Source organism: Achromobacter sp. K91 (genome assembly GCF_003576205.1).
Classification (GTDB): Bacteria; Pseudomonadota; Gammaproteobacteria; order Burkholderiales; family Burkholderiaceae_B; genus Achromobacter; species Achromobacter aegrifaciens.
On record NZ_QWFB01000062.1, the window covers coordinates 40,569 to 63,078 of the forward strand.

General features: G+C 66.2%; 23 protein-coding genes. 12 read left to right on the top strand and 11 right to left on the bottom strand.

Annotation, left to right across the window (positions count from 1 at the left end; translation table 11 throughout):
• Window positions 1–21: 21 nt before the first annotated feature.
• Window positions 22–1,629, bottom strand: coding sequence for a winged helix-turn-helix domain-containing tetratricopeptide repeat protein (locus DXK93_RS28620; protein ID WP_054451859.1), 1,608 nt, complete (start codon window positions 1,627–1,629; stop codon window positions 22–24).
• Window positions 1,630–1,808: 179 nt separating this feature from the next.
• Between DXK93_RS28620 and DXK93_RS28625 the strand changes: the two genes are divergently transcribed.
• The gene (locus DXK93_RS28625; protein WP_054451858.1) at window positions 1,809–2,558 is read left to right on the top strand and encodes an SDR family oxidoreductase; all 750 of its coding nucleotides are present in this window, start codon (window positions 1,809–1,811) and stop codon (window positions 2,556–2,558) included.
• A gap of 92 nt (window positions 2,559–2,650) precedes the next feature.
• The gene (locus DXK93_RS28630; RefSeq protein ID WP_158598585.1) at window positions 2,651–3,571 is read left to right on the top strand and encodes a LysR family transcriptional regulator; all 921 of its coding nucleotides are present in this window, start codon (window positions 2,651–2,653) and stop codon (window positions 3,569–3,571) included.
• Here the strand turns inward: DXK93_RS28630 and DXK93_RS28635 are convergent.
• The 3 genes from DXK93_RS28635 to DXK93_RS28640 are packed head-to-tail and all read right to left on the bottom strand — an operon-like array spanning window position 3,558 to window position 5,906.
• Window positions 3,558–5,270 carry a redoxin domain-containing protein gene (locus DXK93_RS28635; RefSeq protein ID WP_119451881.1) on the bottom strand — a complete coding sequence of 571 codons (1,713 nt, stop codon included), beginning with the start codon at window positions 5,268–5,270 and terminating at the stop codon, window positions 3,558–3,560. The genes DXK93_RS28630 and DXK93_RS28635 overlap by 14 nt on opposite strands.
• 39 nt (window positions 5,271–5,309) lie before the next feature.
• Window positions 5,310–5,441: a hypothetical protein gene (locus tag DXK93_RS32525; protein ID WP_255423697.1), complete on the bottom strand. Its 132-nt coding sequence runs from the start codon at window positions 5,439–5,441 to the stop codon at window positions 5,310–5,312.
• Between the two features lie 12 nt (window positions 5,442–5,453).
• Window positions 5,454–5,906 carry an Ohr family peroxiredoxin gene (locus tag DXK93_RS28640; RefSeq protein ID WP_054451855.1) on the bottom strand — a complete coding sequence of 151 codons (453 nt, stop codon included), beginning with the start codon at window positions 5,904–5,906 and terminating at the stop codon, window positions 5,454–5,456.
• Window positions 5,907–6,095: 189 nt separating this feature from the next.
• On the opposite strand from DXK93_RS28640, the gene DXK93_RS28645 reads away from it, so the two are divergent.
• From DXK93_RS28645 to DXK93_RS28660, 4 genes are all read left to right on the top strand, one after another.
• On the top strand, window positions 6,096–6,560 hold the full coding sequence (locus tag DXK93_RS28645) for a MarR family winged helix-turn-helix transcriptional regulator (RefSeq protein ID WP_054451854.1): 465 nt from the start codon (window positions 6,096–6,098) through the stop codon (window positions 6,558–6,560).
• 6 nt (window positions 6,561–6,566) lie between these two features.
• The gene (locus DXK93_RS28650; RefSeq protein ID WP_119451882.1) at window positions 6,567–7,475 is read left to right on the top strand and encodes a LysR family transcriptional regulator; all 909 of its coding nucleotides are present in this window, start codon (window positions 6,567–6,569) and stop codon (window positions 7,473–7,475) included.
• Between the two features lie 80 nt (window positions 7,476–7,555).
• Window positions 7,556–8,236: a DsbA family protein gene (locus DXK93_RS28655; protein ID WP_199728347.1), complete on the top strand. Its 681-nt coding sequence runs from the start codon at window positions 7,556–7,558 to the stop codon at window positions 8,234–8,236.
• A gap of 85 nt (window positions 8,237–8,321) precedes the next feature.
• Entirely contained in the window at window positions 8,322–9,335 is a 1,014-nt protein-coding gene (locus DXK93_RS28660) for a cyclase family protein (RefSeq protein WP_119451883.1), read from the top strand.
• 1 nt (window position 9,336) lies between these two features.
• Here DXK93_RS28660 and DXK93_RS28665 read toward each other — a convergent pair whose 3' ends face one another.
• The 3 genes from DXK93_RS28665 to DXK93_RS28675 form a co-directional block, all read right to left on the bottom strand.
• Window positions 9,337–9,948, bottom strand: a complete 612-nt coding sequence (locus tag DXK93_RS28665; RefSeq protein ID WP_054451851.1) for a TetR/AcrR family transcriptional regulator — start codon at window positions 9,946–9,948, stop codon at window positions 9,337–9,339.
• A complete protein-coding gene (locus DXK93_RS28670) occupies window positions 9,945–10,568 on the bottom strand; it encodes an NAD(P)H-dependent oxidoreductase (RefSeq protein ID WP_119451884.1) in 624 nt (207 codons plus the stop codon). The genes DXK93_RS28665 and DXK93_RS28670 overlap by 4 nt, the downstream gene beginning before the upstream one ends.
• A gap of 129 nt (window positions 10,569–10,697) precedes the next feature.
• Window positions 10,698–11,405 carry a GntR family transcriptional regulator gene (locus DXK93_RS28675; RefSeq protein ID WP_054451849.1) on the bottom strand — a complete coding sequence of 236 codons (708 nt, stop codon included), beginning with the start codon at window positions 11,403–11,405 and terminating at the stop codon, window positions 10,698–10,700.
• A gap of 114 nt (window positions 11,406–11,519) precedes the next feature.
• On the opposite strand from DXK93_RS28675, the gene DXK93_RS28680 reads away from it, so the two are divergent.
• The 4 genes from DXK93_RS28680 to DXK93_RS28695 all read left to right on the top strand — a co-directional run bounded on the left by DXK93_RS28680 (window position 11,520) and on the right by DXK93_RS28695 (window position 15,518).
• Window positions 11,520–12,374: a fumarylacetoacetate hydrolase family protein gene (locus DXK93_RS28680; RefSeq protein ID WP_054451848.1), complete on the top strand. Its 855-nt coding sequence runs from the start codon at window positions 11,520–11,522 to the stop codon at window positions 12,372–12,374.
• Between the two features lie 115 nt (window positions 12,375–12,489).
• Window positions 12,490–13,476, top strand: coding sequence for a tripartite tricarboxylate transporter substrate binding protein (locus DXK93_RS28685; RefSeq protein WP_158598586.1), 987 nt, complete (start codon window positions 12,490–12,492; stop codon window positions 13,474–13,476).
• 69 nt (window positions 13,477–13,545) lie between these two features.
• Window positions 13,546–14,532 (top strand): tripartite tricarboxylate transporter substrate binding protein, encoded by a 987-nt coding sequence (locus tag DXK93_RS28690; protein ID WP_082400792.1) that lies wholly within the window; start codon window positions 13,546–13,548, stop codon window positions 14,530–14,532.
• 47 nt (window positions 14,533–14,579) lie between these two features.
• Window positions 14,580–15,518 (top strand): VOC family protein, encoded by a 939-nt coding sequence (locus tag DXK93_RS28695; RefSeq protein ID WP_199728348.1) that lies wholly within the window; start codon window positions 14,580–14,582, stop codon window positions 15,516–15,518.
• Between the two features lie 18 nt (window positions 15,519–15,536).
• Here DXK93_RS28695 and DXK93_RS28700 read toward each other — a convergent pair whose 3' ends face one another.
• From DXK93_RS28700 to DXK93_RS28715, 4 genes are all read right to left on the bottom strand, one after another.
• Entirely contained in the window at window positions 15,537–16,688 is a 1,152-nt protein-coding gene (locus DXK93_RS28700) for an acyl-CoA dehydrogenase family protein (protein ID WP_119451887.1), read from the bottom strand.
• A 4-nt stretch (window positions 16,689–16,692) separates the two neighbouring features.
• Window positions 16,693–17,664 carry a tripartite tricarboxylate transporter substrate binding protein gene (locus tag DXK93_RS28705; protein WP_119451888.1) on the bottom strand — a complete coding sequence of 324 codons (972 nt, stop codon included), beginning with the start codon at window positions 17,662–17,664 and terminating at the stop codon, window positions 16,693–16,695.
• Between the two features lie 256 nt (window positions 17,665–17,920).
• Window positions 17,921–18,940, bottom strand: a complete 1,020-nt coding sequence (locus DXK93_RS28710) for a nitronate monooxygenase family protein (RefSeq protein ID WP_119451889.1) — start codon at window positions 18,938–18,940, stop codon at window positions 17,921–17,923.
• On the bottom strand, window positions 18,937–19,758 hold the full coding sequence (locus DXK93_RS28715) for an IclR family transcriptional regulator (protein ID WP_054451842.1): 822 nt from the start codon (window positions 19,756–19,758) through the stop codon (window positions 18,937–18,939). The genes DXK93_RS28710 and DXK93_RS28715 overlap by 4 nt, the downstream gene beginning before the upstream one ends.
• 80 nt (window positions 19,759–19,838) lie before the next feature.
• On the opposite strand from DXK93_RS28715, the gene DXK93_RS28720 reads away from it, so the two are divergent.
• Together DXK93_RS28720 and DXK93_RS28725 are read left to right on the top strand one after the other, a co-directional pair.
• Window positions 19,839–21,032 carry an iron-containing alcohol dehydrogenase family protein gene (locus tag DXK93_RS28720; RefSeq protein WP_119451890.1) on the top strand — a complete coding sequence of 398 codons (1,194 nt, stop codon included), beginning with the start codon at window positions 19,839–19,841 and terminating at the stop codon, window positions 21,030–21,032.
• A gap of 11 nt (window positions 21,033–21,043) precedes the next feature.
• Entirely contained in the window at window positions 21,044–22,507 is a 1,464-nt protein-coding gene (locus DXK93_RS28725; protein WP_119451891.1) for an aldehyde dehydrogenase, read from the top strand.
• The last annotated feature ends 3 nt before the right edge of the window (window positions 22,508–22,510 follow it).

Consider the following 22,510-nt stretch of genomic DNA (forward strand, 5'->3'; position numbering starts at 1 on the left):
AATCGAGGGGGACGGCCGCCGCTATTGCGGCAGGCCCGCCGCGCGCAGGCCTTCCGTCAACGTTGCGAGGTGCTGCGGCGCGCAGATGGGCACCCATTCCGCAAGCGTGGACAGACGCAGGCTGGGATTGAGCTGCCGCAGGTTCTGCAGCCCGCGTTGCGCGTCCGTCGTCCGTCCGGCCAACGCGTGGCTGGCCGCGCCTATCGCGACCGCCATCTGGAAGCTCGGCAGGTTCTGGTAGGCCTTCTCCGCCCATGACGCCGCCGCGTCAAAATCCTTCAGGAAGAGATGCGCGGTGGCCATGCCTGCCTGCATGCGGTAGAGCTCCGGGTCACGGGGACTGAGCCGCATCGCATGCTTCAAGAACTCCACGGCGTCCTCGACTTCTCCCCGCCAAAGCCTGAGGAACGCACCCAGGAACCACGCCGCGGCCAGATTCGGATTGAGGCTGAGCGCCTTGTCGAGCAGCGCGATGGCGCCCGAGGTGTCCCCGCCCAGCTGGCCCAGCGCGTGGCCGCCCCGAGTCAGCGCAACCGCGTCGTCCGGCCCCAGGTCGACGGCCTTGCGACCCAGGCGTATACCCTCCGCGGTCTCCTTCCCGACATCCGTCATCCAGTTGTTGACCCTGCGCCAGCAGTGGCACCACGCCGCCATTGCATACGCCGACGCGTAATCCGGATCGGTCGCGATAGCGGTATGGAAGAGTTGCAGCGCCTGGTCGACGGATTCGCGGGTGCCCTGGTGCAGTTTGGTCATGCCGCGCAGATAGTAGTCGTAGGCGTCCAGGTTGCCGGTAGGCTTGCGCTGGGCGCGGTCGATCTCGGCCCGCTCCAGCTGCGGCGCGATGGCGCCCACCACGCTTTCGGTGATCTGGTCCTGCAGTTCGAAGATGTCCCCCAGCACGCCCTCGAAGCGGCCCGCCCAATGCAGTATTCCCGTGGTCGCGTCGATCAGTTGCGCCGAGGTGCGCACGCGGTTTGCCGACTTGCGCCAGCTGCCTTCCAGCACATAGCGCACCCCCAGTTCGCGGCCCACCTGTTTGGCGTCCACGCCGTGCCCCTTGTACGCGAAGCTCGAGTTCCTGGCGACGACGAAAAGCCAGCGGTATTGGGACAAGGCCGAGATGATGTCCTCGATCACGCCGTCCGACAGATAGTCCTGTTCCGGGTCGCCGCTGAGATTGACGAACGGCAGCACGGCGATGGAGGGCTTGGCGAGAACCGCCGGCGCGGAAGCGGAAACTTCAGCAGGCGTGGCGTGCATTACCGGCTGGCTCGCGGAGGCGGAAGCCGTCGGAAGGCTTGCGGCCTGCGGCGCTTGTTCGCTTGTCACTGCCGCGACGAAGCGAAAGCCCTTGCGGGCGACGGTCCGAATCACGCGCTGTTGTTGCCCGTCGTCGCCCACAGCCTTGCGCACCGCGTTGATGTGGGTGGCCAAGGTCGACTCCGACACGATCCGGCCTTGCCACACGGCGTTGACCAGGTCGTCGCGGCTGACGACGCGGTCGCGGTGCTCCATCAGGTACGCGAGTACGTCGAAAACCTTGGGCGCCGTGGCAACGGCGCTGGACGCGCGCAGCAGCTCGCGCCGGTCCAGGTCCAGCACGCAGTTGTCAAAAGAGAATTGCATTCCGTACTCCTTGTGCCGTTCTTGTGCGCCTGGCTTCAGGTCAGTCGGCTGGACGAATGCGCAAGCCAAATCCAAGGGAAAAACAAGGCGGCCGCAAAGCCTTCCGCCCGGGTGCTAAGCATACTGCAAGCACCCGGTCGGGATGTGCGACGGGACGGCAATCAAGCAAGGAGCGGAACATGAAAATCGTGGTTATCGGCGGTACCGGCCTGATCGGGTCGAATGTGGTGCAACGGCTGCGCGCAAACGGTCATGAAACCGTTGCGGCATCGCCCAGGACGGGCGTGGACACCTTGACCGGCGCGGGATTGGCCGAGGCCCTGGCCGGGGCGCAGGCAGTGCTGGACGTGTCCAATTCTCCGTCGTTCGAGGATCAGGCAGTGATGGCGTTCTTCGAAACCGCTGGGCGCAATCTGTTGGCGGCGGCAACCCGGGCTGGCGTGGAACATTACCTGGCGCTATCCGTGGTCGGCGCTGAGCGATTGCCGGACAGCGGCTACATGCGCGCCAAGGTGGCCCAGGAAAAGCTGATCCGGGAATCGAAGATTCCCTACACCATCCTGCGCGCAACCCAGTTCTTCCAGTTCGTAGAGGGCATCGTGAGCGCGGGTGCGCAAAATGGCATGATCCGGCTGTCTCCCGCCCTGATCCAGCCCATCGCGGCCGACGACGTATCGGCGGTGCTGGCCGACCTGGCCGTCGCGACTCCGGTCAATGGCACGGTCGAAGTGGGAGGGCCGGACCGCTTTCCACTTGACGAGCTGGGCCGCAAGTTCCTGGCCGCGCGCGGCGATGCCCGCACCGTTGTTGCCGACGTGCATGCGCGCTACTACGGCAGCGAGCTGGACGACCGTTCGCTGGTCGCGGGCGCGCATGCGCACATCGGACCGACGCGCTTCCAGAATTGGCTCACTCGCCCCGCAGCATGACAGCAGCTGCAAAGAGCTGCGGCGCAAGGCAGGCGGGATCGAACTGGGGAAGCGCGTCGGGCTGTTCGAATCAAGGGCCGCCGAGGACGCTCATGGAAAATCGCGGAATATCCCTGCAGGACATTCTCATCTTCGTGGAAGTGGTCAAGCATGGCGGATTCACATCCGCCGCTGCGATGCTGGACATGCCTGTTTCCACGGTGTCCAGGCGGCTGTCGATACTGGAGAGCCAGCTGGGCGCTCAGCTATTGGTACGCACGACGCGCAAGGTGTCCACCACGACGGCCGGTGTCCGCTACTTCGAGGAATGCGTCGGCCACGTCGAGGCCGCGCTCAATGCGCACGAGGTCATTCAATCGTATGTCGGCCGACCCGAAGGAACGCTGCGCGTTTCGATTCCTTCCAGTCTCACTGCATTGCTGCCTATCCTGGTCGCGGCGATGCGCCGGGATTATCCGAAGGTCAGGCTCGACATCGTGGTGGGGGGAGGGGAAACGGGCCACAATCCGATGCCTTTTGAATTGTCGATCCGGGGCGGTCCTCAGCGCGATTCTTTGCTTATCCAGCGTCCGGTGCTGGAGCTCAGGCGCGTCCTGATCGCATCGCGCGCCTACCTGAACGCCGCGGGGCGCCCCAGGGACCCGGCGGATTTGCACAACCATGAGTTGCTTGTGGTCGCGACCGAGACGGACTGGGAACTGCGCCGAAACGGCGAGAGTTGCCGCATTCCGGTTTCATCGACGGTGGTGACCGAGAGCGCCTTGCTCAATGTGCAGCTGGCGATGGCAGGCGCGGGCATCGCATGGATGCCGTGTGATCTGCTGCTGGACCACAGGGGGACGCGGCGCACGCTGGAGCGTGTGTTGCCGGAGTGGGAACTGCCTCCCACGACCCTGTATGCGCTCTCTCAGACGCGCGTGGTCTCCGCGCGCGCCCAGGCGTTCCTGGACACATTCAAGGGGTTGCTGCAGGGCGTTCCGAAGCAACCCCAGATCGCCATCAGCCGAAAGTAAAGGCGTAGGCTTCAACGCCGGGCTCCAGGAACTCGATCTGGAAGACGCGGTCGCGGTCCGGCGTCTGTTGCCGCACCAGCTGATAAAGCTTGTGCCCCTCGATGACGCCCTCTCCCTGCTCATTGATGTCGGCCCCGTGATCCGCCAGCGGCGGCCGGCCGTCCAGCGTGACGCGGAATCGCACCGGCCGGCCGTCCGCCGCAGGGCCCAGCACCATGTGCAGGTCGCGCGCATGAAAGCGCTGGATGACGCGGCCGTTGGCGCCTGTGGCCACCGCAAGTTCCGGCTCCAGCCGCCATGATCCGGCCAGCGTCCATTGGTTGGCGCCCAGTTCGCCCGCGGGCTGGTAGACCGCGTCCTTATGCTGCCTGATCGGCGTGCCGCCCGGCGCGTAGCTCGCGGCCTTGCCATAGCCCAGGTAGCTTTCGCCCGAACGCAGCGTCGACCACTGCGGCGGCGCTTCCACGCCGCGCGCCGCGGGCCGGGCGGCATCGGCGTCGGGCAGCGTCCGGCCCGCTTCCGCAAGCAGGCGCTGGATCACGCGTTCCGTCTGCTGGTAATCGTGCTCGCCCGCGACCGTGTACCGCACGCGGCCCTGGCCATCGAGCAGATAGAAGGCGGGCCAGGACTGATTGCGGAACGCTCGCCAAATCCGGAACCCGTTGTCCAGGGCGACGGGGTACTGAATGCCCAGGTCCGCGACCGCCCGGCGCACATTGGAGGCGCTCTTCTCGAAAGCGAATTCGGGCGAGTGCACGCCTATCACTTCCAACCCGGCATCCTTGTACTTGTCGTGCCAGGCCTTCAGATAGGGGAGCGTGCGCAGGCAGTTGATGCAGGAATAGGTCCAGAAGTCGACCAGCACGATCTTGCCATCGAGATCGGCGGCGCCCAACGGTCCCGAATTCAGCCAGCCGTTGGCATCCTGCAGGGATGCCAGCGGACCGTTCGCGGCTGCGAACGTCTTGGCCGGATTATTCGGGCGTAGCTGTTCGACCAATTGCTGCTCCAGCCGCGCTGCGCCCGAGGCAGAGGCGCTGGAGAGAAGCGCCGGGTTCCATCCGAGCGCGGACACGGCAACCGCGGCCATGACGGCGGCGCCGGCCACCCTGCGCAGGCCTTGGGCCGCAGGCAGGAAGCGGTGCAACGTCGCGGCCATGCCGCGTCCGAGCCAGAGCGCCGCGGCCAGCGCCACCGCCGTGCCGCAGGCGAATGACAGCAGCAGCAAGGAAGTCTGGATGTTCGCGCCGTTGAGCGCCGCGCTGGTAAGCAGCAGTCCCAGGATGGGGCCGGCGCACGGCGCCCATAGCAGGCCGGTGCCCAGGCCCAGCCCGATGGAAAGCAGCCCGGCCGCGCGCGGCGAGCCGGGAGGCGCTCCTGCCAGGCGATTGCCCAGCGCAACCAGCGGCCGGCTCATCCAGTCGCCCACGGCGGGCAGCAGCAACGCAAGTCCGAAGAGCGCCAACAGTGCCATCGCGGTGTAGCGCGCGCCCTCATTGAGCGTCACGACCCAGGCGCCGCCGAACGCCGCCAGGCTGGCGACCGCCGCGAACGCGACCGCCATGCTCGCGAGCAGCGGCAAGGCATGGGTCCGGAATGAACCTGATCCGCGTGCGAACACGAAGGGCAGGATGGGCAGGATGCAGGGGCTCACGATGGTGAAAACGCCGCCAAGAAAAGCTACAAGAATGATCAGCATGGGTAGGCACCGCGACGCAAGGAGAGAGGGGCGCGAGAGTCAGGACTCGCGCTTTTGCCGGCGCGCGCCGCTGTCGTTGCGCGCCGTGATGGTCTGGCAGCTCAGCGGGTTGCGCAGCTCATGCGCCAGCCCGCCGGCAAACAGGATGAGTACGAGCAGGAGCTTGCGCATGTCGGTTCCCCTTCAGGCCGCATGGACGTTGAGGGTCACATCGATGTTGCCCCGCGTGGCTTTCGAGTACGGGCAGATTTCATCGGCCGCGTGGGCAATCTGCTCGGCCAGCGCCTGGTCCAGTCCGGGCAGGAACACGTTGAAGCGGGCTTGGAGCAGGTAGGCGCTGCCCGCCATGCCCAGATCCACTTCCACGTCCACCGCGCGATCGTTCGGCAGTTGCACCTTCATCTGTTTGGCAATGACGTCCAGCGCACTGGTGTAGCAGGCGGACCAGGCGCCCGCGAAAAGCTGCTCGGCGGTCGGATGCGGCTGGATGTCTTCGAAAGCCTGGACCAGGCCCGGGTTGTTGGGAGTCGAAAGACGGATATCGAGCCGTTCCTCGCCGCCCTGCGAGACATAGTTGCGAGAGAGGGTCGTATGGGTCTTGCCGGTCAAAAGGACTTTCTGGATACGGGCGGGCATGGGGAACTTCCTTGTCAGTTGGAATTTAAATCGGATTCGATTAAATCGAATGCGATTGAAGCGCATGGTAAGAAGCGCGAGTCCCGGCGTCAAGAGGCTGAAGCGAGGAAATTCGTATCAAATCGTTTACGACTGCATCGCATGCGATGTAAAGTGGCGCCATCAGGCAGACCAGATACCGAGGTGCACATGAAGCCCAAGACCCCAAACGATCCATCCCAGAGAAAGCTGGCGGAATTCCTCTGTTTCGCGGTTTATTCGACCAACCTGGCATTCGGCCGCGTGTACCGCCCCATCCTCGACGCGCTCGGGCTCACCTACACGCAGTACGTGACGATGATTGCCCTTTTCGAAGAGGACGATCAGACGGTCGGCAGCCTGGGCGAAAAGCTCTTTCTTGAATCCAACACCCTCACGCCGATACTCAAGAAGCTCGAAGGCATGGGCTATCTGGAACGCGTGCGCGACTCGGTGGACGAGCGGCTGGTCCGGGTGCGCGTGACCGACGAAGGGCGGCGCTTGCGCGAGAAGACCGCAAGCATCAACCTGAGCGATGCTTGCGGTCTCACGGGCGATCAGTTCGCGGCGTTGAGGGAGCAGGTTGTCGCGCTGCGCGACAACCTGGTCGAGGCGGCGCGGCCGGACGGCGGTTGAACGCAGGTGGACACCTTCAACTACATGCGCGCCTTCCGGCGCATCGTCGAACTGGGCAGCCTGGCCAAGGCGGCCGAGGCGCTGGATATGTCGTCCGCCGGGCTCAGCAAGCAGTTGCGGGCGCTGGAAGCCCACCTGGGGGCCGTGCTTATCCAGCGGACCACCCGCAAGATGAGCCTGACCGACACGGGCGCGGCCTATTACGCCGAATGCTGCCGGCTGCTGGACGAACTGGACGCCCTGGAAAAATCCGTCAGGCGCGAGTCCCGCCTGGTGTCGGGGCGGCTGCGCGTGAACGCGCCGGTCTCGTTTGCCTTGAGCGTGCTGACGCCGCTGCTGGCGCGCTTTCTGCGCCAATATCCGGAACTGCGCCTGGACCTGGCGATGGAAGACCGGCTGGTCGATGCGGTGGGACAGGGCTTTGACGTGTCCATACGGCTGCGCGCGCAACTGGACGATTCTTCGCTGATTGCGCGCCGGCTGGCGTCGCTGACGCAGGTGCTGTGCGCGGCGCCGTCCTACCTCGACAGCCGCGGCACTCCGGAAAGCGTGGACGCGCTGCGCGGGCATGACATCCTCAGCTATACCTTGGCCGAAAGCCCTGGCGCGGTTGCGGACGAGGATGCAGGCCAGCAGGCGGATCCGTTGGCCGGACCCGCGCTGGTGCAGGTCAACAACAGCCTGATGCTGCGGGACCTGCTGGAAGAGGGGCTGGGCATAGGCGCCTTGCCGTCGTTCCTGGCCGCGCCCGCCATCGCCTGCGGCAGGCTGGTGCGCGTTTTACCCCAACAGCCCGCCGCGCCTCGCCATGTCTATGCGGTCTATCCGACCAGCCGCCACTTGCAGCCCAAGGTCAAGGCCTTTGTGGATTTCATGGCGGACCATCTGCCGGCGGCCATGCGCGGCGATTGTTGACGCGCAGCGAATAAAGTCCTGCCGGCGGACCCCTTATTCTCGCGCCGGCCCGTCCTTAAGCTGGCGTCCATTGAAACGAGATGGACGCCATCATGACTTCGACCTCCAATTACGCACCCGCCGCGCCGCTGACCGTGGACTTCTTCCATGACGTGGTTTGCGGCTGGTGCTATGTCATGTCTCCCCGCCTGCGCCAGGTCGCGGCCGAACTGGGCATTGCCGTGCGCCAGCGCAGCTTCGTGCTGCAGGAATCGCCTGAACAGATGTGCCAGGTGTTCGGCTCGATGCCGCGCGCCAAGCAGGTGATCCTGGGCCATTGGGAAGCCTGCGCCCGCCATGAAGACCTGCCCCGCATCGACGTCGAGGGCATGCGCGCCGAATCATTCGATTACCCCAGCGGGATGGCCGGCGCGCTGGCTTGCCAGGCCGCGCATCTGCTGGCCGGCGACGCGGGCCATTGGGACATGTTCGACGCGATTCAGCATGCCCACCTGAGCGAGCATCGTAATGTCGGCGATCACGCCGTGCTGTTGGACATCGCAGCAGGGCTGGGCCATGACCGGGCCGAATTCGCCGCCCTCATGCAGGGCGACGAAGCCCTGCTACGCGTGCAGGCCGATCGCGCCGCCGCCGCGCGGCTGGCCATCGACTCCATACCCACGTTGATAGCGGGGCCGCACCGGGCCCGTCTGCACACCATGTCCACGGCCGATCTGCGGGACAGGCTGCGGGCGCTGATGCCCGCCGCGGTCGAGGCCTGATCGCCGGGTATCGGCGCGTCGCCCACGTCTTCCTTCTTTCCATTTTTCCGTCCGCGGGACGGAAGCCAAACGCACAAGGTGCATCATGACTACCCGTTACACCCAAAAATTGCTCGGCCTGGCGCTGGGCGCCGCCCTCAGCTTCAACGTGCTCGCGCACGGCGCGCCCGCCCGGGCGCCGGCCTCCGGACAGGAGGTGGGAATCAGCCCCTGGGGACCGGACGATGAGATCGGCCGCCTCAACCTGATCACGCCCGAATCGCGCGCCGCGGTAATGTCGCGCGTGGCTGGCGGCAAGGTCTATGACCTGGCCACGGAATACTACGTGGGCATGCCCAGTTGGCAGGACGCGGGCGATCCGCACTACCAGTTCTGGATGACGCACACGCCGCGCGGCACCGAAGTCGACGATCCCATGGGCGTGGGCCGCGACATGAACGCCATGCGCAGCTATACCGGCACGGCGTTCTCGATGTACAGCCACACCGGCACGCATATCGATGCGCTCAACCACTTCGGCATCCATGGCAAGATCTGGAACGGCTTCCGGGCCGACGAGCATCTGGGCGACCGCGGCTGGAAGCGCACGGGCATCGAGAAATTCCCGCCGCTGGTGGCGCGTGGCGTGCTGATCGACGTGGCCGCGCTCAAGGGCGTGGAGATGCTTCCCGATCAGTACCGCATTACCCGGCAGGATCTGAAAGCCGCGCTAGCGCGCCAGAAGACCGAGCTGCGCGAAGGCGACATCGTCCTGATCCGCACTGGCCGCATGAAGCTGTACAACGATCCGGCGGCCTACATGGCCAAGCCGCCGGGCATGGGCCTGGACGCGGCGCGTTATCTGGTCGAGGAGGGCGGCGCCATGATTCTGGGGGCGGACAACCTCAGTTTCGAGACCTTCCCTTCAGAGGTGTCCGACGACTATGTGCCGTTGCATACCTATCTGCTGGCGCAGAAGGGCGTGCCCATCATCGAGCTGGCGGCGCTGGACGAGCTGTCGCGCGACCAGGTCTATGAATTCGCCTTCATCGGCGGGCCGCTGAAGATCCGCGGCGGCGATGCGGCGCCGCTGCGTCCGGTGGCGATGCCGCTGCGCTGATTCACTTGCTGCGTTTGACCATCGCCATGATGGTATCCATCAACTCGTCGCGCGCCTGATCCACGCTGATGTCCTGAGCCACGGCCGCGTGCGCCAGGCCGTCAGCCGCGCCCAGCATCGCCCACATGCTGGCCGGCGATATTCCCGTGGGTCCGGCGTAAGGCGCAAGTATGGATTGGCATTTCTTGATGAAGGCCTGCTGGTATTGGTGCTTTACTGCAGTCAGTTCCGGGGAGCCGCCCAGCGCGGCCAGCACGCCGGGAATCTCGCGGCCCTGCGTCATGACGCATTCGATGTAGCCCGCTGCGATGACCCGGGCCTTTTCCTTCAAGGCCGGCTTGCTGGCGGCGATCGCGGCGTCGATGAGCGCGGTCTGGCGGACGTCGAAGTCCTGGTACAGCGCCACCAGCAGTCCGTTGCGCGTGCCGAAGTGGTCATAGGCCACGGGCTTGGTGATGCCGGCTTCCGTGGCCAGCCGTCCCAGGGTCAGGGCGTCCGTGCCTTCGTCGCTGATCAGCTTCCAGGCGACGTCCAGCAACTGGCGTTGGCGCTCGTCGCGCGACAGGCGGCGCTGCGGGTTGGCTCTGGCGGGGCTTGGCATCTTTGCGGTCATGATTGTTGGACTTCCTCCTCGTGGATTACAGCACGCGAGGAGAAAATCTTCTGGCCTATCGTCCGGGCGGCGTCGAGATGGGCGGCGGGAAAGCCCGCGTCGGAGGGCAGCAGCAATTCCGAGGTGGCGACGTTGGCGCCGCAGTAGCCGAAGATGCCGTGGTCGATCTGCGTCTTCATGGCGCCGAAGTAGCCGTGCCGCGCATAGGTGCGCTGGTTGGCGCCGCCCAGAGCGACCAGATGCACGTTGAGGCGTTGCAGCTTCTTGACCAGCTTGCCGTCCGCATCTTCGTAGGCCCAGCCTTGGGTGAACACCCGGTCGATCCAGCCCTTGAGCAAGCCCGGGAAGGACCACCAGTACACGGGGTAGACCAGCACCAGAGCATCGGCGCGTTCAAGCCGCGCATGTTCCGCGGCGACTTCCGGCAGGGGCTCCCCCTTGCCCATGGCCAGCGCGACGTCCGGCTGGGTGAACCTAGGGTCAAAACCTTCGGCGGCCAGGTCTGCGACTTCGAACGTATGCCCGGCATCGGCAGCGGAAATTCCTTCAGCGACCTGTCGCGCCACCGCGTGGGTCAGCGACGCGGGATCGGGATGTGCAACAACGATTAGCGCATGCATGGCGTCTACACTCCATCAAAATAATTAACCTACCGATAGTAACTTACTTTTGGTAGGTTGTGATTTTGACGTGAGTAGCGAGGCGGCTCCCTGGGAAGACCGACAGCCCGGCGCAAGGCGCGGAGCTTTCTAATGGCTGGGGATTTGGGCCAGCACCAGCTGCGTGGTCTGGCGCAGGTGCTGGGCCAGCAACTTGGCGGCGGTATCGGCGTCGCGGGCAAGCGCGGCTTCCAGCAGCTTGCGGTGTTCGTCGGCGACGTTGCGTTCCTTGCCCTTTTTCGAGCCGGAGGCGGCTTTGGTCCCGGAATTCAGCTGCACCGACAGGTAGCGGTAGCGCGCGGTCTGGTCGCGCAGCAGCTCGGCGATGGCGATGAGCGACTTTGAATCGCTGCCGCTGATCAGCGCCGAATGGAAAGCGGAATGCGCTTGTTCCCATTCAGCCGACAAGCCGGAGCCGTCCGTAGCGTGCAGGGGCAGGCGGCTCAGACGGTAGTGCGCGCCGGCCAGCCGCTCTTCCCAGTCCAGACTGCCGAGCGCGATAGCGCGGCGCAGCGCTTCGCATTCGATGTGGATCCGGGTTTCGGTGATGTCCAGCAGTTCTTCCGCCGACACGTCCGCCACGCGGAAGCCGCGCTGGTCTTCCGCGACCACGAATCCGCTGGTGGCCAGGCGCGAAAGCGCCTCACGCAGCGGGATCGCGCCGCTGTCGTAGCGTTCGCAGAGATCCTTGATGCGCAGGCGTGCCCCCGGGGGCAGGCTGCCCGTGATGATGTCTGCGCGGATGTCATTGGCCAGGGCCGATGCCGCAGTCCGGAAAGGTGTGGAAACGGAGGTCATGCGAAACGATAAGGTTTTTATCTATGAAGCTCAAGTTATCCAGGGAAAACCAGAATATATATATTTTTATGAATTACATATTCTTCGTTCAACCCTCATCCATCAGGAGATCACGTGAAACTGGCCACCCTACAAATCGACGGCGCGCCTCGCGCCGCCGCACTCGTGCAGGGCCGCCTGGCGCTGCTGTCCGCTCCAGGCGTCGATCTGGGTACGCTGCTGCGCCAGGGCAAGACGCTGGCCGATCTGGAGCGCATGGCAGCCGCGGCCACGCAGTTCATCGATCCGGCTGCCGCGACCTTTCTGTCGCCGTCGATCGAACCTCCCAAGATCCTGTGCGTCGGCCTGAACTATGCCGACCACACCAAGGAAAGCCCGTACGACCAGCCCGATTACCCGACGCTGTTCCTGCGCGTGTCGACCAGCCTGGGCGCGCATGACGCGGTGGTGGAGCGTCCGGCCATTAGCGATACGCTGGACTACGAGGGCGAAATGGTCGTGGTGCTGGGCAAGGGCGGACGGCGGATCGCCAAGGAACAGGCGCTGGACCACGTGTTCGGCTACGCCGTGGGCAACGAAATCTCGGTGCGCGAATACCAGTTCAAGTCGCCGCAGTGGACCGTGGGCAAGAACTTCGACGGCACGGGCACCTGGGGGCCATACGTGGTCACGGCTGACGAACTGCCGGCCGGCGGTAGCGGGTTGCGGATCGAGACCCGCCTCAATGGCGAAACCATGCAATCGTCCAACACCAGCGACATGCTGTTCGACGTGGCCACCGTGATCTCGACCGTCAGCGAGGCCATCACCTTGCAGGCCGGCGACATCATTTTCTCCGGCACCCCCGCCGGCGTGGGCTTCGGGCGCACGCCCAAGCTCTACATGAAGGACGGCGACACGGTAGAGGTAGACATCGAGCGCATCGGTACGCTGCGCAACCGCATCCGCGACGAGGCGCCGTCCGCCTAGGTTTCTCACCACGCATCCAGCGGCCCCGGCGCCATCCGCGCGCCGGGGCGCACGGCCACGATCTACTCTTGGAACTCCAGACATGCGAATCGCAACTGCTTTTGTGAAGTCGTCCGTGAGCAATCCCGCCCGGCGTCGTTGGGCCAGGCTGTTGCTGGCCGCAGGCCTGGCGTCCAGCCTGGGCGTGGCCAGCGCGGCGGATTGGCCGGCGCGGCCGGTGAAGATCGTGGTGCCGTTTGCCGCCGGAGGAACCACCGACCTGATCGCGCGGCTGATCGCAACGCCCATGTCGCAAGAGCTGGGGCAGCCGGTGGTGGTCGAGAACCGTCCGGGCGTGGGCGGGCTGCTGGGCGCCGATGCCGTCGCCAAGGCGGCGCCTGACGGCTATACCGTATTGATGGCCAACATCTCCTATCCGTTGGCCGCCCTGGTGGCGCAGGGCGCGAAGCGGCTGAACTTCGATCCCTTGGCCGACCTGCGCAGCGTGAGCGTGGTGGCCAACGTGCCGCTGGTCATCACTTCCACGCCTTCGGTGCCGGCCCGCAACCTGAAGGAATTCGCGGAACTGCTCAAAAAGAATCCTTCGACCCACTACGCCTACGGTTCCACGGGACCCGGTTCGTACATCCACGTGTTCGGCATGTGGTTCCAGGAACAGACGGGCGCGTCCATGACGCACGTGCCCTTCAAGGGTGCTGCGCCCTTGAAGGGCGAAATGCTGGCGGGCCGCATCCAGATGGGCGGCGACCAATTGTCTTCGTCGCTGAGCGACATCCGGGCCGGATCCTTGACCGCGCTGGCGGTCACCTCGCCGCAGCGCTCGCCGTCCCTGCCGGACACGCCCACTGTCAGCGAACTGGGTTTTACCGGCATCGATACCGAGGGCTGGAACGGCTTGCTCGCCCCGGCGCAGACGCCCGACGCCGTCGTGGCGCGTATCGGCCAGGCGGTGTCCAAGGCCGTCCAGCAGCCCGCCATCCGCCAGCGCCTAGCCGAACTGGGCGCCGAGGCCAGCGGTTCCAGTCCCGAGCAGATGAGCGCTTTGCTGAAAAGTCAGTTCGTCCAGTTCGGCCCCATGGTGTCGCGCCTGCAACTTGAGTGATGCCGTGGCGGGGATTCCAGATCCCCGGCATTTTTGGCTTTCCAACGAGTCCAACCAGAAAGGCCTGCAATGAAAGCACTGCGTAGCGGCGTGGCCGCGAGTCTGCAGTTCCTGATCGGCATCCTGGCGTGCGCGAACGCGCAAGCCCAGGCCGACGCGCCGCCCGTCTCCATCGTCGTTCCGCAGCCGGTGGGCAATCCCACCGACGGCGTGGCGCGCAAGCTGCAGCCGCTGCTGCAGGCCGCGCTGGGCAGGACCATCATCGTCGAGAACCAACCCGGGGCGGGCGGTTCCATCGGCACGCAACGGGTGCTGAATGCGCCAGCGGACGGACGCATGCTGTTGATCGCGTCCCAGACCGAACCCATCCTGACCCCGGCCACGATGCAGCATGTGAAGTACCGGGCGGAGAACCTGCGCGCGGTGGCGGTGGTGGCGCGGCTGCCCTACATCCTGACCGGCGGCAACGCGGTCGCGGCCAAGAACCTGGGCGAACTGACCCAACTGGCGCAGGCCCAGGGAGACAAGGGACTGAACTTCGGACATATCGGTCCGGGCTCGATGATCCACCTATTGGGCGAGCAATGGGCGCGGCAAAGCCAGTTCAAGCTCAACCACGTCGTCTACCGGGGCGTTCCGCCCGTCACGCAGGACCTGATGGGCGGTCAGATAGAACTGAGCTTCCTGCCGCTGGGCGGGTCGACGCTGGACCTGATCGAGTCCGGCCGCATACGGGCCTACGCAACGACCGGCGCCGCACCTAGTCCCAGGCTGCCCCAAGTGCCGCCCTTGTCCGCATCCAGCGAAAAGTTGCGGGATTTCGTGTACGGCACGTGGATCGCCTTTCTGGTGCCGGCCAAGACGCCGGACGCGACCGTTGCCAGCCTGAACCGCGCGATCGTCCAGGCCATGGAAGACGCCGCGTTTCGCGAGTATGTTGTTTCCACGGGTATGGAGCTGGTGGCGCAGAACTCGGTGGCGGACATGCGGGACTTTTACCAGACGGAGACGGCGCTGTACCAGGGTCTGGCGCAGAAGGTCGCCGTCGAGCAATGAGCGCAGGGCAGCCTGCCGCAACCAGAACAAGATTCTTGGAGACAGACATGCAATCCAATGCGCAGACAGCGCCGCTCGCCGTGCACTCGGTGGACGAGTTCGTGTTCAGCGTTCCCGATCTCGAAGAGGCCAGGCGCTTTTATTCGAGTTTCGGCCTGGACGTGCGGGATGAAGGCGGCTGCCTGGCGTTGTACACCCATGGCCATCCGCACCGCTGGGCGCGCATCTTGAAGGGCGTACGCAAGCGTCTGCTGTGGGTGAGCATGGGGGTCCACGCGGACGACCTGGAACGGTTCGCCGTGAATCTGGACCGCCTGGGTATCGCCCGCCGCGACGCGCCGCAGGACGCCGACCCCGCAGGGCTCTGGATTGAGGCGCCCGACGGGCTGGCTCTGCAATTGCGGATTGCAGCCAAGTCTTCACCGTCGGCCCCCGCGCCGCAAGAGCCGCCACAGGCCAGCGGCGGCGCCGGCCGCGCGCCCGCGCGCAGCCAGGTGCGGCAGGTGCGGCCGCTGTATCTGTCGCACATCCTGTTGTTCAGCGCCGACGTGGTTCGGGCCACGCGCTTCTACGTGGATGCGCTTGGACTGCGCGTGTCGGATACCTCGGGCGATGCCATCGCCTTCATCCACAGTCCGCACGGCAGCGACCATCACCTGATCGCATTGGCCAAGTCGCATGGCCTGGGCCTGCATCACAGCAGCTGGTGCGTGCCGTCCATCGATGCGGTGGGGCAAGGCATGGAGCAGATGGGCGCGGCGGGGTATGCGGACGGCTGGGGCGTGGGCCGGCATGTGCTGGGTTCAAACTATTTCCGCTACGTGCGCGATCCCTGGGGCAGTTACGCCGAGTATTCGTACGACATCGACTTTATCGCCGAAGGGCAGAAGTGGCCGTCGGGGGATTATCCGCCGGAGGATTCGCTGTATGTGTGGGGCCCGGCGTTGCCGCCGGACTTCATCACCAATCATGAGCGGGATGGCTGAGGGCTGGCGCTCCGCCCGTCAGGCTATCGCGTTCATCCCCAGGATCTCCCGCCCCGCGATCAGCGTCTGGATCTCCGTCGTGCCTTCGGGAATCATGCCGCCGCGCGTATCCCGGAAGATGCGCTCGATCGGATATTCCTCCGAGTAGCCCAGCCCGCCATGCACTTGCAGCGCCATGTTGGCCACTTCGTGGGCGGCCTCGGTGGCGTAGAGCTTGGCGATGGAGCAGGCCTGGCGCACGTCCTTGCCCGCTTCCAGCGCATGGGCCGCGCGCATGCCCAGCGCGCGCGCCGCTTCGACGCGGACCGTCATGTCGACGATGTGCTTCTGCACCAGCTGGAAGCTGCCGATGGGGCGGCCGAACTGTTCGCGCTGTTTCGCGTAGTCGATGGACATGTCCAGGGCCGCCTGCGCGGCGCCGACGGCTCCCATGGCTATGTTCAGGCGCGCGGCGTCCAGGCCCTTGAGCGTGCCGGCGAGCGCCGCGCCTTCCACGCCGACCAGGTTTTCCTTGGGGATGCGCACGTCGGCGAAGCCCAGTTCGGCCGTGCCGGTGCAGCGCAGCACCATGGTGTCGAGCTTGCGCACGTCATAGTTGGCCAACGCACGTTCGACGATGAAGGTCGACAGCTTGCCTTCGCAGGTGGGGCTGTAGGTGCGCGCCACCACCATGGCGAAGTCCGCGTCGCAGCCGTTGGTGATCCACAGCTTGCGGCCGTTCAGCACCCACTCGTCGCCAACCAGGTCGGCCCGCGTCTGGATGCCGGCGATGTTGGAGCCGGTGTTCGGCTCCGTCAGGCCGGTGCAGGCCTTGAGGCGGCCGGCCATGAGCGGCTTGAGGTACTTCTCTTTCTGCGCCGGCGAACCGTGGGCGGCCAGGCGCTTGATGGAGCCGTTGGTGATGTTGACGATGGTGCGCAGCGACAGCCAGTGGTAGCCCAGCTCTTCCATCATCATGGCCCAGGTGGGCATGTCGATGCCATGCCCGCCCTGGTCTTCCGGCAGGTTGCCGCCCAGGTAGCCCAGCTCCGCCAGCTTGGGCATCAGGTCGAACGGAAAGGTCCGCGCCTTTTCGTGCTGCGCGACGATGGGCGCCACTTCCGCCAGCATGAAGCGGCGGATGCTGTGCTGCAGCTCCTGTTGTTCGGGCGTCAGGTCGATGTTGCTCATGCGATTACTCCAGCTTCAGATTGGCGCGTTCCACCAGGTCGCGGGTAGCCTCGCGGTGCTCCGCCCAGAATTTGGCGAATGCCTCGGGCGAGCTGCTGACCAGCGGGGTGGCGATGCGTTCGAAGCGTTCCTGCACGATGGGCATGGCGGCGGTTTCTTCCAGCGCCCGGGCCAGCTTGTCGATGATGGGCTTGGGGGTGCCTGCGGGGACGACCACGGCCTGCCAGGTGGTGACCTTGAAGCCCGGTACGCCGGATTCGGCGATGGTGGGCAGGTCCGGCAGATCCTTGACGCGGGCGGCGCCGCTGACCGCCAGGGGGCGCAGCATGCCGTCCTTGATGTAGGGCAGCGAACTGGAACGGCTGTCGATCATGAAGGTCAGCCGTCCGGCGACCAGGTCCTGCAGCGCGGGCGCGCTGCCCTTGTACGGCACGTGCGTGAGCTTGGTGTTCAAGGCCAGCGCGAGCGAGGACGCCGCGGTGTGCGCCGAACTGCCGTAGCCCGGCGATCCGTAGGTGATCGTCGCCTGCTTGTCCGCCTTGATCGCCTTGATCAGGTCCGCCATGGTCTGGTAGGGCGAATCCTTGGGCACCACCACCACCAGCGGCGAATCGGTCAGTTGCGCGACGGGCGCGAAGGCCTGGGCCGGGTCGATCTTCAGGTCCTTGTACAGGTACTGGTTGACGGCGATGGTGGCCGCGTTGGTCCAGAGGATGGTGTAGCCGTCGGCGGGCGCGCTGGCTGCGGCCAGCAGCGAGAGATTGCCGTTGGCGCCGGGCTTGTATTCCGGGATGACGGGCTGGCCGAGCTTCTTGCTCAGCTCGTCCTGCATCATCTTGAACGCGATGTCGGAAGGTCCCCCGGGCGCAAAACCGATCACCGCGCGTATCGGCTTGTCCGGCCATTCCGCGGCCGAGGCCGCCGTCGCGAAGCCCGCGGCCAGCAGGGCTGCCGCCACCATCTTGCTGAACTTCATTCCTGTCTCCTGTTTTTTGGGTTGAGCGCGCTTGCGTTGCGCGGACGGATTCTTGGGTGATCCGTTTATTATTCGCATTGCGAATTAATAATTCGTTTAATGAATTGATGATACTGCGGCCATCAGGACGCTGCAATAACGGGTTTTCGACCGGCGGCTGGATTCGGCGCCGTTCGCGCATGAAAAATCCCTGCCGCGCACAGGGCGGGGCAGGGATGCGGGAGGTGAGAAACGGCCCGCTGGCGCGGGACCGGATTCAAGCGGAATCGAGCATGTGCCTGAAGCGCGCGCTGGCCTGCACGCATTCCCGCTGCAGCCGCAGGACGATGCTTTCCACGGGTTCTATGCCGCGGGCGAAGCCCACCGCCGGGCCCATGGACAGCATGCCTTCTTCATGCTGGCCCGCCTGATAGGCGAGGGCCTGGGTGCGTTCGCCGCTGATCAGTTCGCCGAAGTCCGCGTAGCTGCTGGCGCCCGCCTGTTCCAGCGCGGCGACCTTGCGGGCGTTTTCGTTGTCGAGAATGCGCCAGGTGTCGCCCAGGCTGCCGAGCACGGCGCGGGTGCCGTGCTCGCTGGTGTCGACCACGCGCTGCTTGTACGCGGCGTGCGCCGGGGTCTCCTGCGCTGGCGTGAAGACGCTGCCCATCACCACGGCGTCGGCGCCCAGGGCCAGCGCCGCGGCGATCTGCCGGCCGTGGCCGATGCCGCCGCCCAGCGCCAGCGGAATGCGCAGCTGTTCCAGGGCATAGGCGCCGTTGAGGAAGGTGGGCAGCTGGTTGCTGCCGGGGTGGCCGCCTTCTTCCATGCCGACCAGCGTGACTGCGTCCACGCCCATGTTCTGCGCCGCGACGGCATGGCGCACATGCGCGCACTTGTGGATGACGATGGCGCCAGCCTCGCGCAGCGCGGGCAGCAGCGGCGTGGGCGGCAGGCCCGCCGTTTCGAACAGGCGCACGCCCGCGTCGAGCGCGATGCGCAGCCGCGTCAGCATGGACTCGTTATTGGCCGCGCGGCGCGACAGCGTGAGGTTGACGCCGAACGGCAGGCCGCCCGTCAGTTCGCCGCAATCGCGCAGCGCCTGCCGGAAGTCCTGGTCCGTGCGTGAGCTGCGCGCGGTCATGAAACCCATGCCGCCTGCGCGCACCATGGCGGCGACCAGCCGCGCATCCGACAGCCACATCATGCCGCCCAGCAGCAACGGCCAGCGTATGCCCATCAGTTCGGTGATGCGGGTGGGCCAGCGTTGCGGAATGGCCGGAGCAAGAGGCTGGGTCACACGTGCCTCCCCATCAGCAGGATGGGCTGCAGTTCATGCGCCAACTGCCGTAGCGTGGGGCCGGCTTCATCGAGCATCAGTTGCCGGGGCAGCAGCGCCGCCGGGCCGCCGCAGCTGACCACGTAGCGTTCGCCGGCGGGCAGTTCGATGGCGGCGGCGACGGTGTTGATCTGATAGGCGGGGCGCTCGTGATAGACGAAGCCGCGCTCCGGATACCGGGCGATGGCGTCGGCAATGGCCTGTTGCTCCGTGGCATCGCCGGCCTTGCCGGATGCGCGGGCCTCTTGCAGCAGGGCCTCGCGTTCCTCGGGCGAGCAGCAGGCCAGGTAGGCCCAGCCGATCGCGCTATGGAACAGCGGTATGCGCGAACCCACGCGCAGATTCATCAGCAGCGGCGAATTTCCCTGGCAGCGCAGCAGGTAGACGATGCTGTCGCCGTCGCGCCGTCCCAGCGCCACCGCGACCTGATAGCGGTCGGCCAGCGCCTGCAACATGGGCCGGATGATGTCCAGCGCTTCCTGCCCCGCCAGCGCCGCGCCGCCCAGCGCGATGGCGGCGATACCAAGTTGCAGCTTGTCCTTGCCTGGCACGGCGGCCAGGAATCCCGTCTTTTGCAGGGTATGGCACAGCCGCCAGACCGTGGGCTGGGCCAGGCCGGTCAGATGGGCCAGTTCCGTCGTGCCCAGCATGCGCCGTTCGGCGCTGAAGCAGCGCAGGATGTCCAGCCCGCGGGCCAGCGCGGTGACGAATTGGCGGTCGGGTTCCGCGGAATCTTCGGTGGCGTCGTTCTTGGGCGCGCGAGGCGAGGCTCTTGACATGGGCAAGCTCCTTTTTTATGATCAATTCACTAAATGAATTATAAATTCGCATAGCAAATTATGCAAGATCAGGAGGACGAATGAGCGGTCAGCAGGATTGTGCGCCACAGGCCCAGGGCGTGATGTCCTGGCCTGGCGTTTGCCATTGGGGCGGGAAGGCCCTGGCCAGAACCTTGGCGGCCGCGGGCGCGCGCCTGCGCCTGCCGCTGGTGGTGACCGATGCCGGCACCTGGGGCGCAACGGGCGCCGCGGTCGAAGCGGCGCTTGCCGCCATGCCGGGACTGCAATGGCATGTCTATGACGGCGTGGTGCCCAATCCCGCCATGGACCAGGTGCGGGCCGCGCTGCACGTGGCGCGCGAGCAGGGCTGCGCCAGCGTGCTGGCGGTGGGCGGGGGCAGCGCCATCGACGTGGCCAAGGCGGTCTACGCCTGCCTGGCGGGCGGGTTCGATGCCGCCGAATTGCAGGCGCTGTGTGGGCAAGCCTGGCTGAACGCCGCCGCCGATCCCGCCGATCCGCTCTTCATCGCCGTGCCCACGACTTCGGGCACCGGCAGCGAAAGCAGCTCGGCCGCGCTGATCCAGGGCGACGACGGGCGCAAGCGCCTGTACCGTTCCTTGCGCGCCCGTCCGGCGCTGGTGGCGCTGCAGCCCGAGCTTACGCTCAGCCTGCCGCCGCGCCCCACCGCGCAGGGCGGCTTCGACGCCGTGCTGCATGCGCTGGGCGCCTGGATCAATACCGATCCTTCCCCTGTCGGCAAGGCCATGGCCTTGCAGGCCCTGCGCCTGTGCATGCGGGCGCTGCCCGACGTGCTGCGCGCCCCGGACAGCCTGCGCGCGCGCGCCGACATGCAGATGGGCGCATATATGGCGGGCCTGGCCATCGGCATGAGCAAGGTGGACGCCGTGCACGCCATGTGCACGCCGCTGGAGTCGCGCGTCCACATGGCGCATGCGGAAGTGCTGGGTCCGATCTTCAGCGTGGTGGCGCGCCACACGGCGCAGACCGCCGCCGCGCCTTACGCCGAGGCCGCCCGCGCGCTGGGCATAGCCGCGACGGGCGACGAACAACAGGACGCCCTGGCCCTGATCGAGGCGGTCGAGTCGCTGGCGCGGCTGGCGGGCATTCCCCTGCGCTTTTCCGGCTTGGCGCTGTCTGAGCAGGACGCCGCTCAGCTGGCCAGCCAGGCCATGCTGAGCGCGTCCATGCCCATCAATCCGCGCGTACTCGCGCCGGAAGAAATCCAATCCCTATACCTGCAAATGGCCGCGTAAGGAGCGCCCGCATGGATGTCATCGATTCCCGCCCCTATGAACTGCTGATCGGGGAAAACTGGCGCGCTGGCGCCGAAGGCCGCACGTTCGATACCTGCAACCCGGCCACGGCGCAGGTGCTTGCCAGCGTGCACGAGGCATCGGCGGCCGACGTCGACGCCGCCGTGCAGGCTGCGCACAACGCCTTTGAAACGCACTGGCGCAAGACCACACCGGCCCAGCGCGGCAAGCTGCTGCGGCGCCTGGCCGAGCTGTTCGAGCGCGACCGCGAAAAGCTCGCCTGGATCGAAACGCTGAACGTGGGCAAGCCCATTACGCATTCGCTGGATTCGCTCAAGGGCATGCCGGCGTCGCTGGAGTACTTCGCGGGCATCATTCCGGCCCTGCGCGGCGAGACCATACCGGTGGGCAATGCCGACGTGCTCAATTTCACGATACGCGAGCCGCTGGGCGTGTGCGCGCTCATCATGCCGTGGAATTACCCGATGACGCTGACCGTCAACAAGCTCGGTCCGGCGCTGGCCGCGGGCAATACGGTGATCCTCAAGCCCTCGGAAGTGACGCCGCTGTCCAGCATGGCGCTGGCGCGCTTGTTCGAGGAAGCCGGCTTTCCGCCCGGCGTGATCAACGTGGTCAACGGTCCCGGCGCCACGGTGGGCGAACGGCTGGTCACTCATCCGCTGGTATCACGGGTGTCGTTCACCGGGGGCACCGTGACCGGCGCGCGTATCCAGGCGTCCGCGGCCGCCGACGTCAAGCGCGTCACGCTGGAGCTGGGCGGCAAGTCGCCGCTGATCGTGTTCGAGGACGCGCCGCTGGACAAGGCGGCGGCCGTGGCCGCGGGCGACATCATCAAGAATTCCGGCCAGGTCTGCATCGCCTGCACGCGCCTGCTGGTACAGGATTCCGTGCGCGAGGAATTCCTTGGCCTGCTGCAGCAGCGCCTGGACGCCGTGCGCATCGGCTCGCCCGCGGACCCAGCGACCGAGATGGGCCCCCTGGTCAGCGCGGCCCAGAAGCAGCGCGTCGAGAAGTACGTGGCGCTGGCGCGGGAAGAGGGCGCGCAGCCCGTCCATTACGGCAACATGAAGCTGGAAGGCGACACGGCCAAGGGCTACTTCGTGCCGCCCACGCTGCTGCTGAACTCCCACGCGCGCATGCAGAGCGCGCAGGACGAGATCTTCGGCCCGGTGCAATCCGTGATCGGCTTTCGCGACGAAGCCGACGCCTTGCGCATCGCCAACGACACGCGCTACGGGCTGGCCGCGGTGCTGTACACGCGCGACGGCGGCCGCGCCCTGCGCATGGCGCGCGGCCTGCAGTCGGGCAGCGTGGCCATCAACACCGGCCTGCGGACGTCGTTCGATGCGCCGTTTGGCGGCTACAAGCAGTCTGGCATCGGCAAGGAACGCGGGCTGGAAGCCATCTACGAAAACACCCAGCTCAAGAACGTCAAGTACGACACCACGATCTAGCGT

Bases quoted from the DNA above. Each gene is read 5' to 3' on its own strand.
- DXK93_RS28620 (WP_054451859.1), bottom strand. From the start codon at position 1,629: ATGCAATTCTCTTTTGACAACTGCGTGCTGGACCTGGACCGGCGCGAG.
- DXK93_RS28625 (WP_054451858.1), top strand. From the start codon at position 1,809: ATGAAAATCGTGGTTATCGGCGGTACCGGCCTGATCGGGTCGAATGTG.
- DXK93_RS28630 (WP_158598585.1), top strand. From the start codon at position 2,651: ATGGAAAATCGCGGAATATCCCTGCAGGACATTCTCATCTTCGTGGAA.
- DXK93_RS28635 (WP_119451881.1), bottom strand. From the start codon at position 5,270: ATGCTGATCATTCTTGTAGCTTTTCTTGGCGGCGTTTTCACCATCGTG.
- DXK93_RS32525 (WP_255423697.1), bottom strand. From the start codon at position 5,441: ATGCGCAAGCTCCTGCTCGTACTCATCCTGTTTGCCGGCGGGCTGGCG.
- DXK93_RS28640 (WP_054451855.1), bottom strand. From the start codon at position 5,906: ATGCCCGCCCGTATCCAGAAAGTCCTTTTGACCGGCAAGACCCATACG.
- DXK93_RS28645 (WP_054451854.1), top strand. From the start codon at position 6,096: ATGAAGCCCAAGACCCCAAACGATCCATCCCAGAGAAAGCTGGCGGAA.
- DXK93_RS28655 (WP_199728347.1), top strand. From the start codon at position 7,556: ATGGACGCCATCATGACTTCGACCTCCAATTACGCACCCGCCGCGCCG.
- DXK93_RS28660 (WP_119451883.1), top strand. From the start codon at position 8,322: ATGACTACCCGTTACACCCAAAAATTGCTCGGCCTGGCGCTGGGCGCC.
- DXK93_RS28665 (WP_054451851.1), bottom strand. From the start codon at position 9,948: ATGACCGCAAAGATGCCAAGCCCCGCCAGAGCCAACCCGCAGCGCCGC.
- DXK93_RS28670 (WP_119451884.1), bottom strand. From the start codon at position 10,568: ATGCATGCGCTAATCGTTGTTGCACATCCCGATCCCGCGTCGCTGACC.
- DXK93_RS28675 (WP_054451849.1), bottom strand. From the start codon at position 11,405: ATGACCTCCGTTTCCACACCTTTCCGGACTGCGGCATCGGCCCTGGCC.
- DXK93_RS28690 (WP_082400792.1), top strand. From the start codon at position 13,546: ATGAAAGCACTGCGTAGCGGCGTGGCCGCGAGTCTGCAGTTCCTGATC.
- DXK93_RS28695 (WP_199728348.1), top strand. From the start codon at position 14,580: ATGCAATCCAATGCGCAGACAGCGCCGCTCGCCGTGCACTCGGTGGAC.
- DXK93_RS28700 (WP_119451887.1), bottom strand. From the start codon at position 16,688: ATGAGCAACATCGACCTGACGCCCGAACAACAGGAGCTGCAGCACAGC.
- DXK93_RS28705 (WP_119451888.1), bottom strand. From the start codon at position 17,664: ATGAAGTTCAGCAAGATGGTGGCGGCAGCCCTGCTGGCCGCGGGCTTC.
- DXK93_RS28715 (WP_054451842.1), bottom strand. From the start codon at position 19,758: ATGTCAAGAGCCTCGCCTCGCGCGCCCAAGAACGACGCCACCGAAGAT.
- DXK93_RS28720 (WP_119451890.1), top strand. From the start codon at position 19,839: ATGAGCGGTCAGCAGGATTGTGCGCCACAGGCCCAGGGCGTGATGTCC.
- DXK93_RS28725 (WP_119451891.1), top strand. From the start codon at position 21,044: ATGGATGTCATCGATTCCCGCCCCTATGAACTGCTGATCGGGGAAAAC.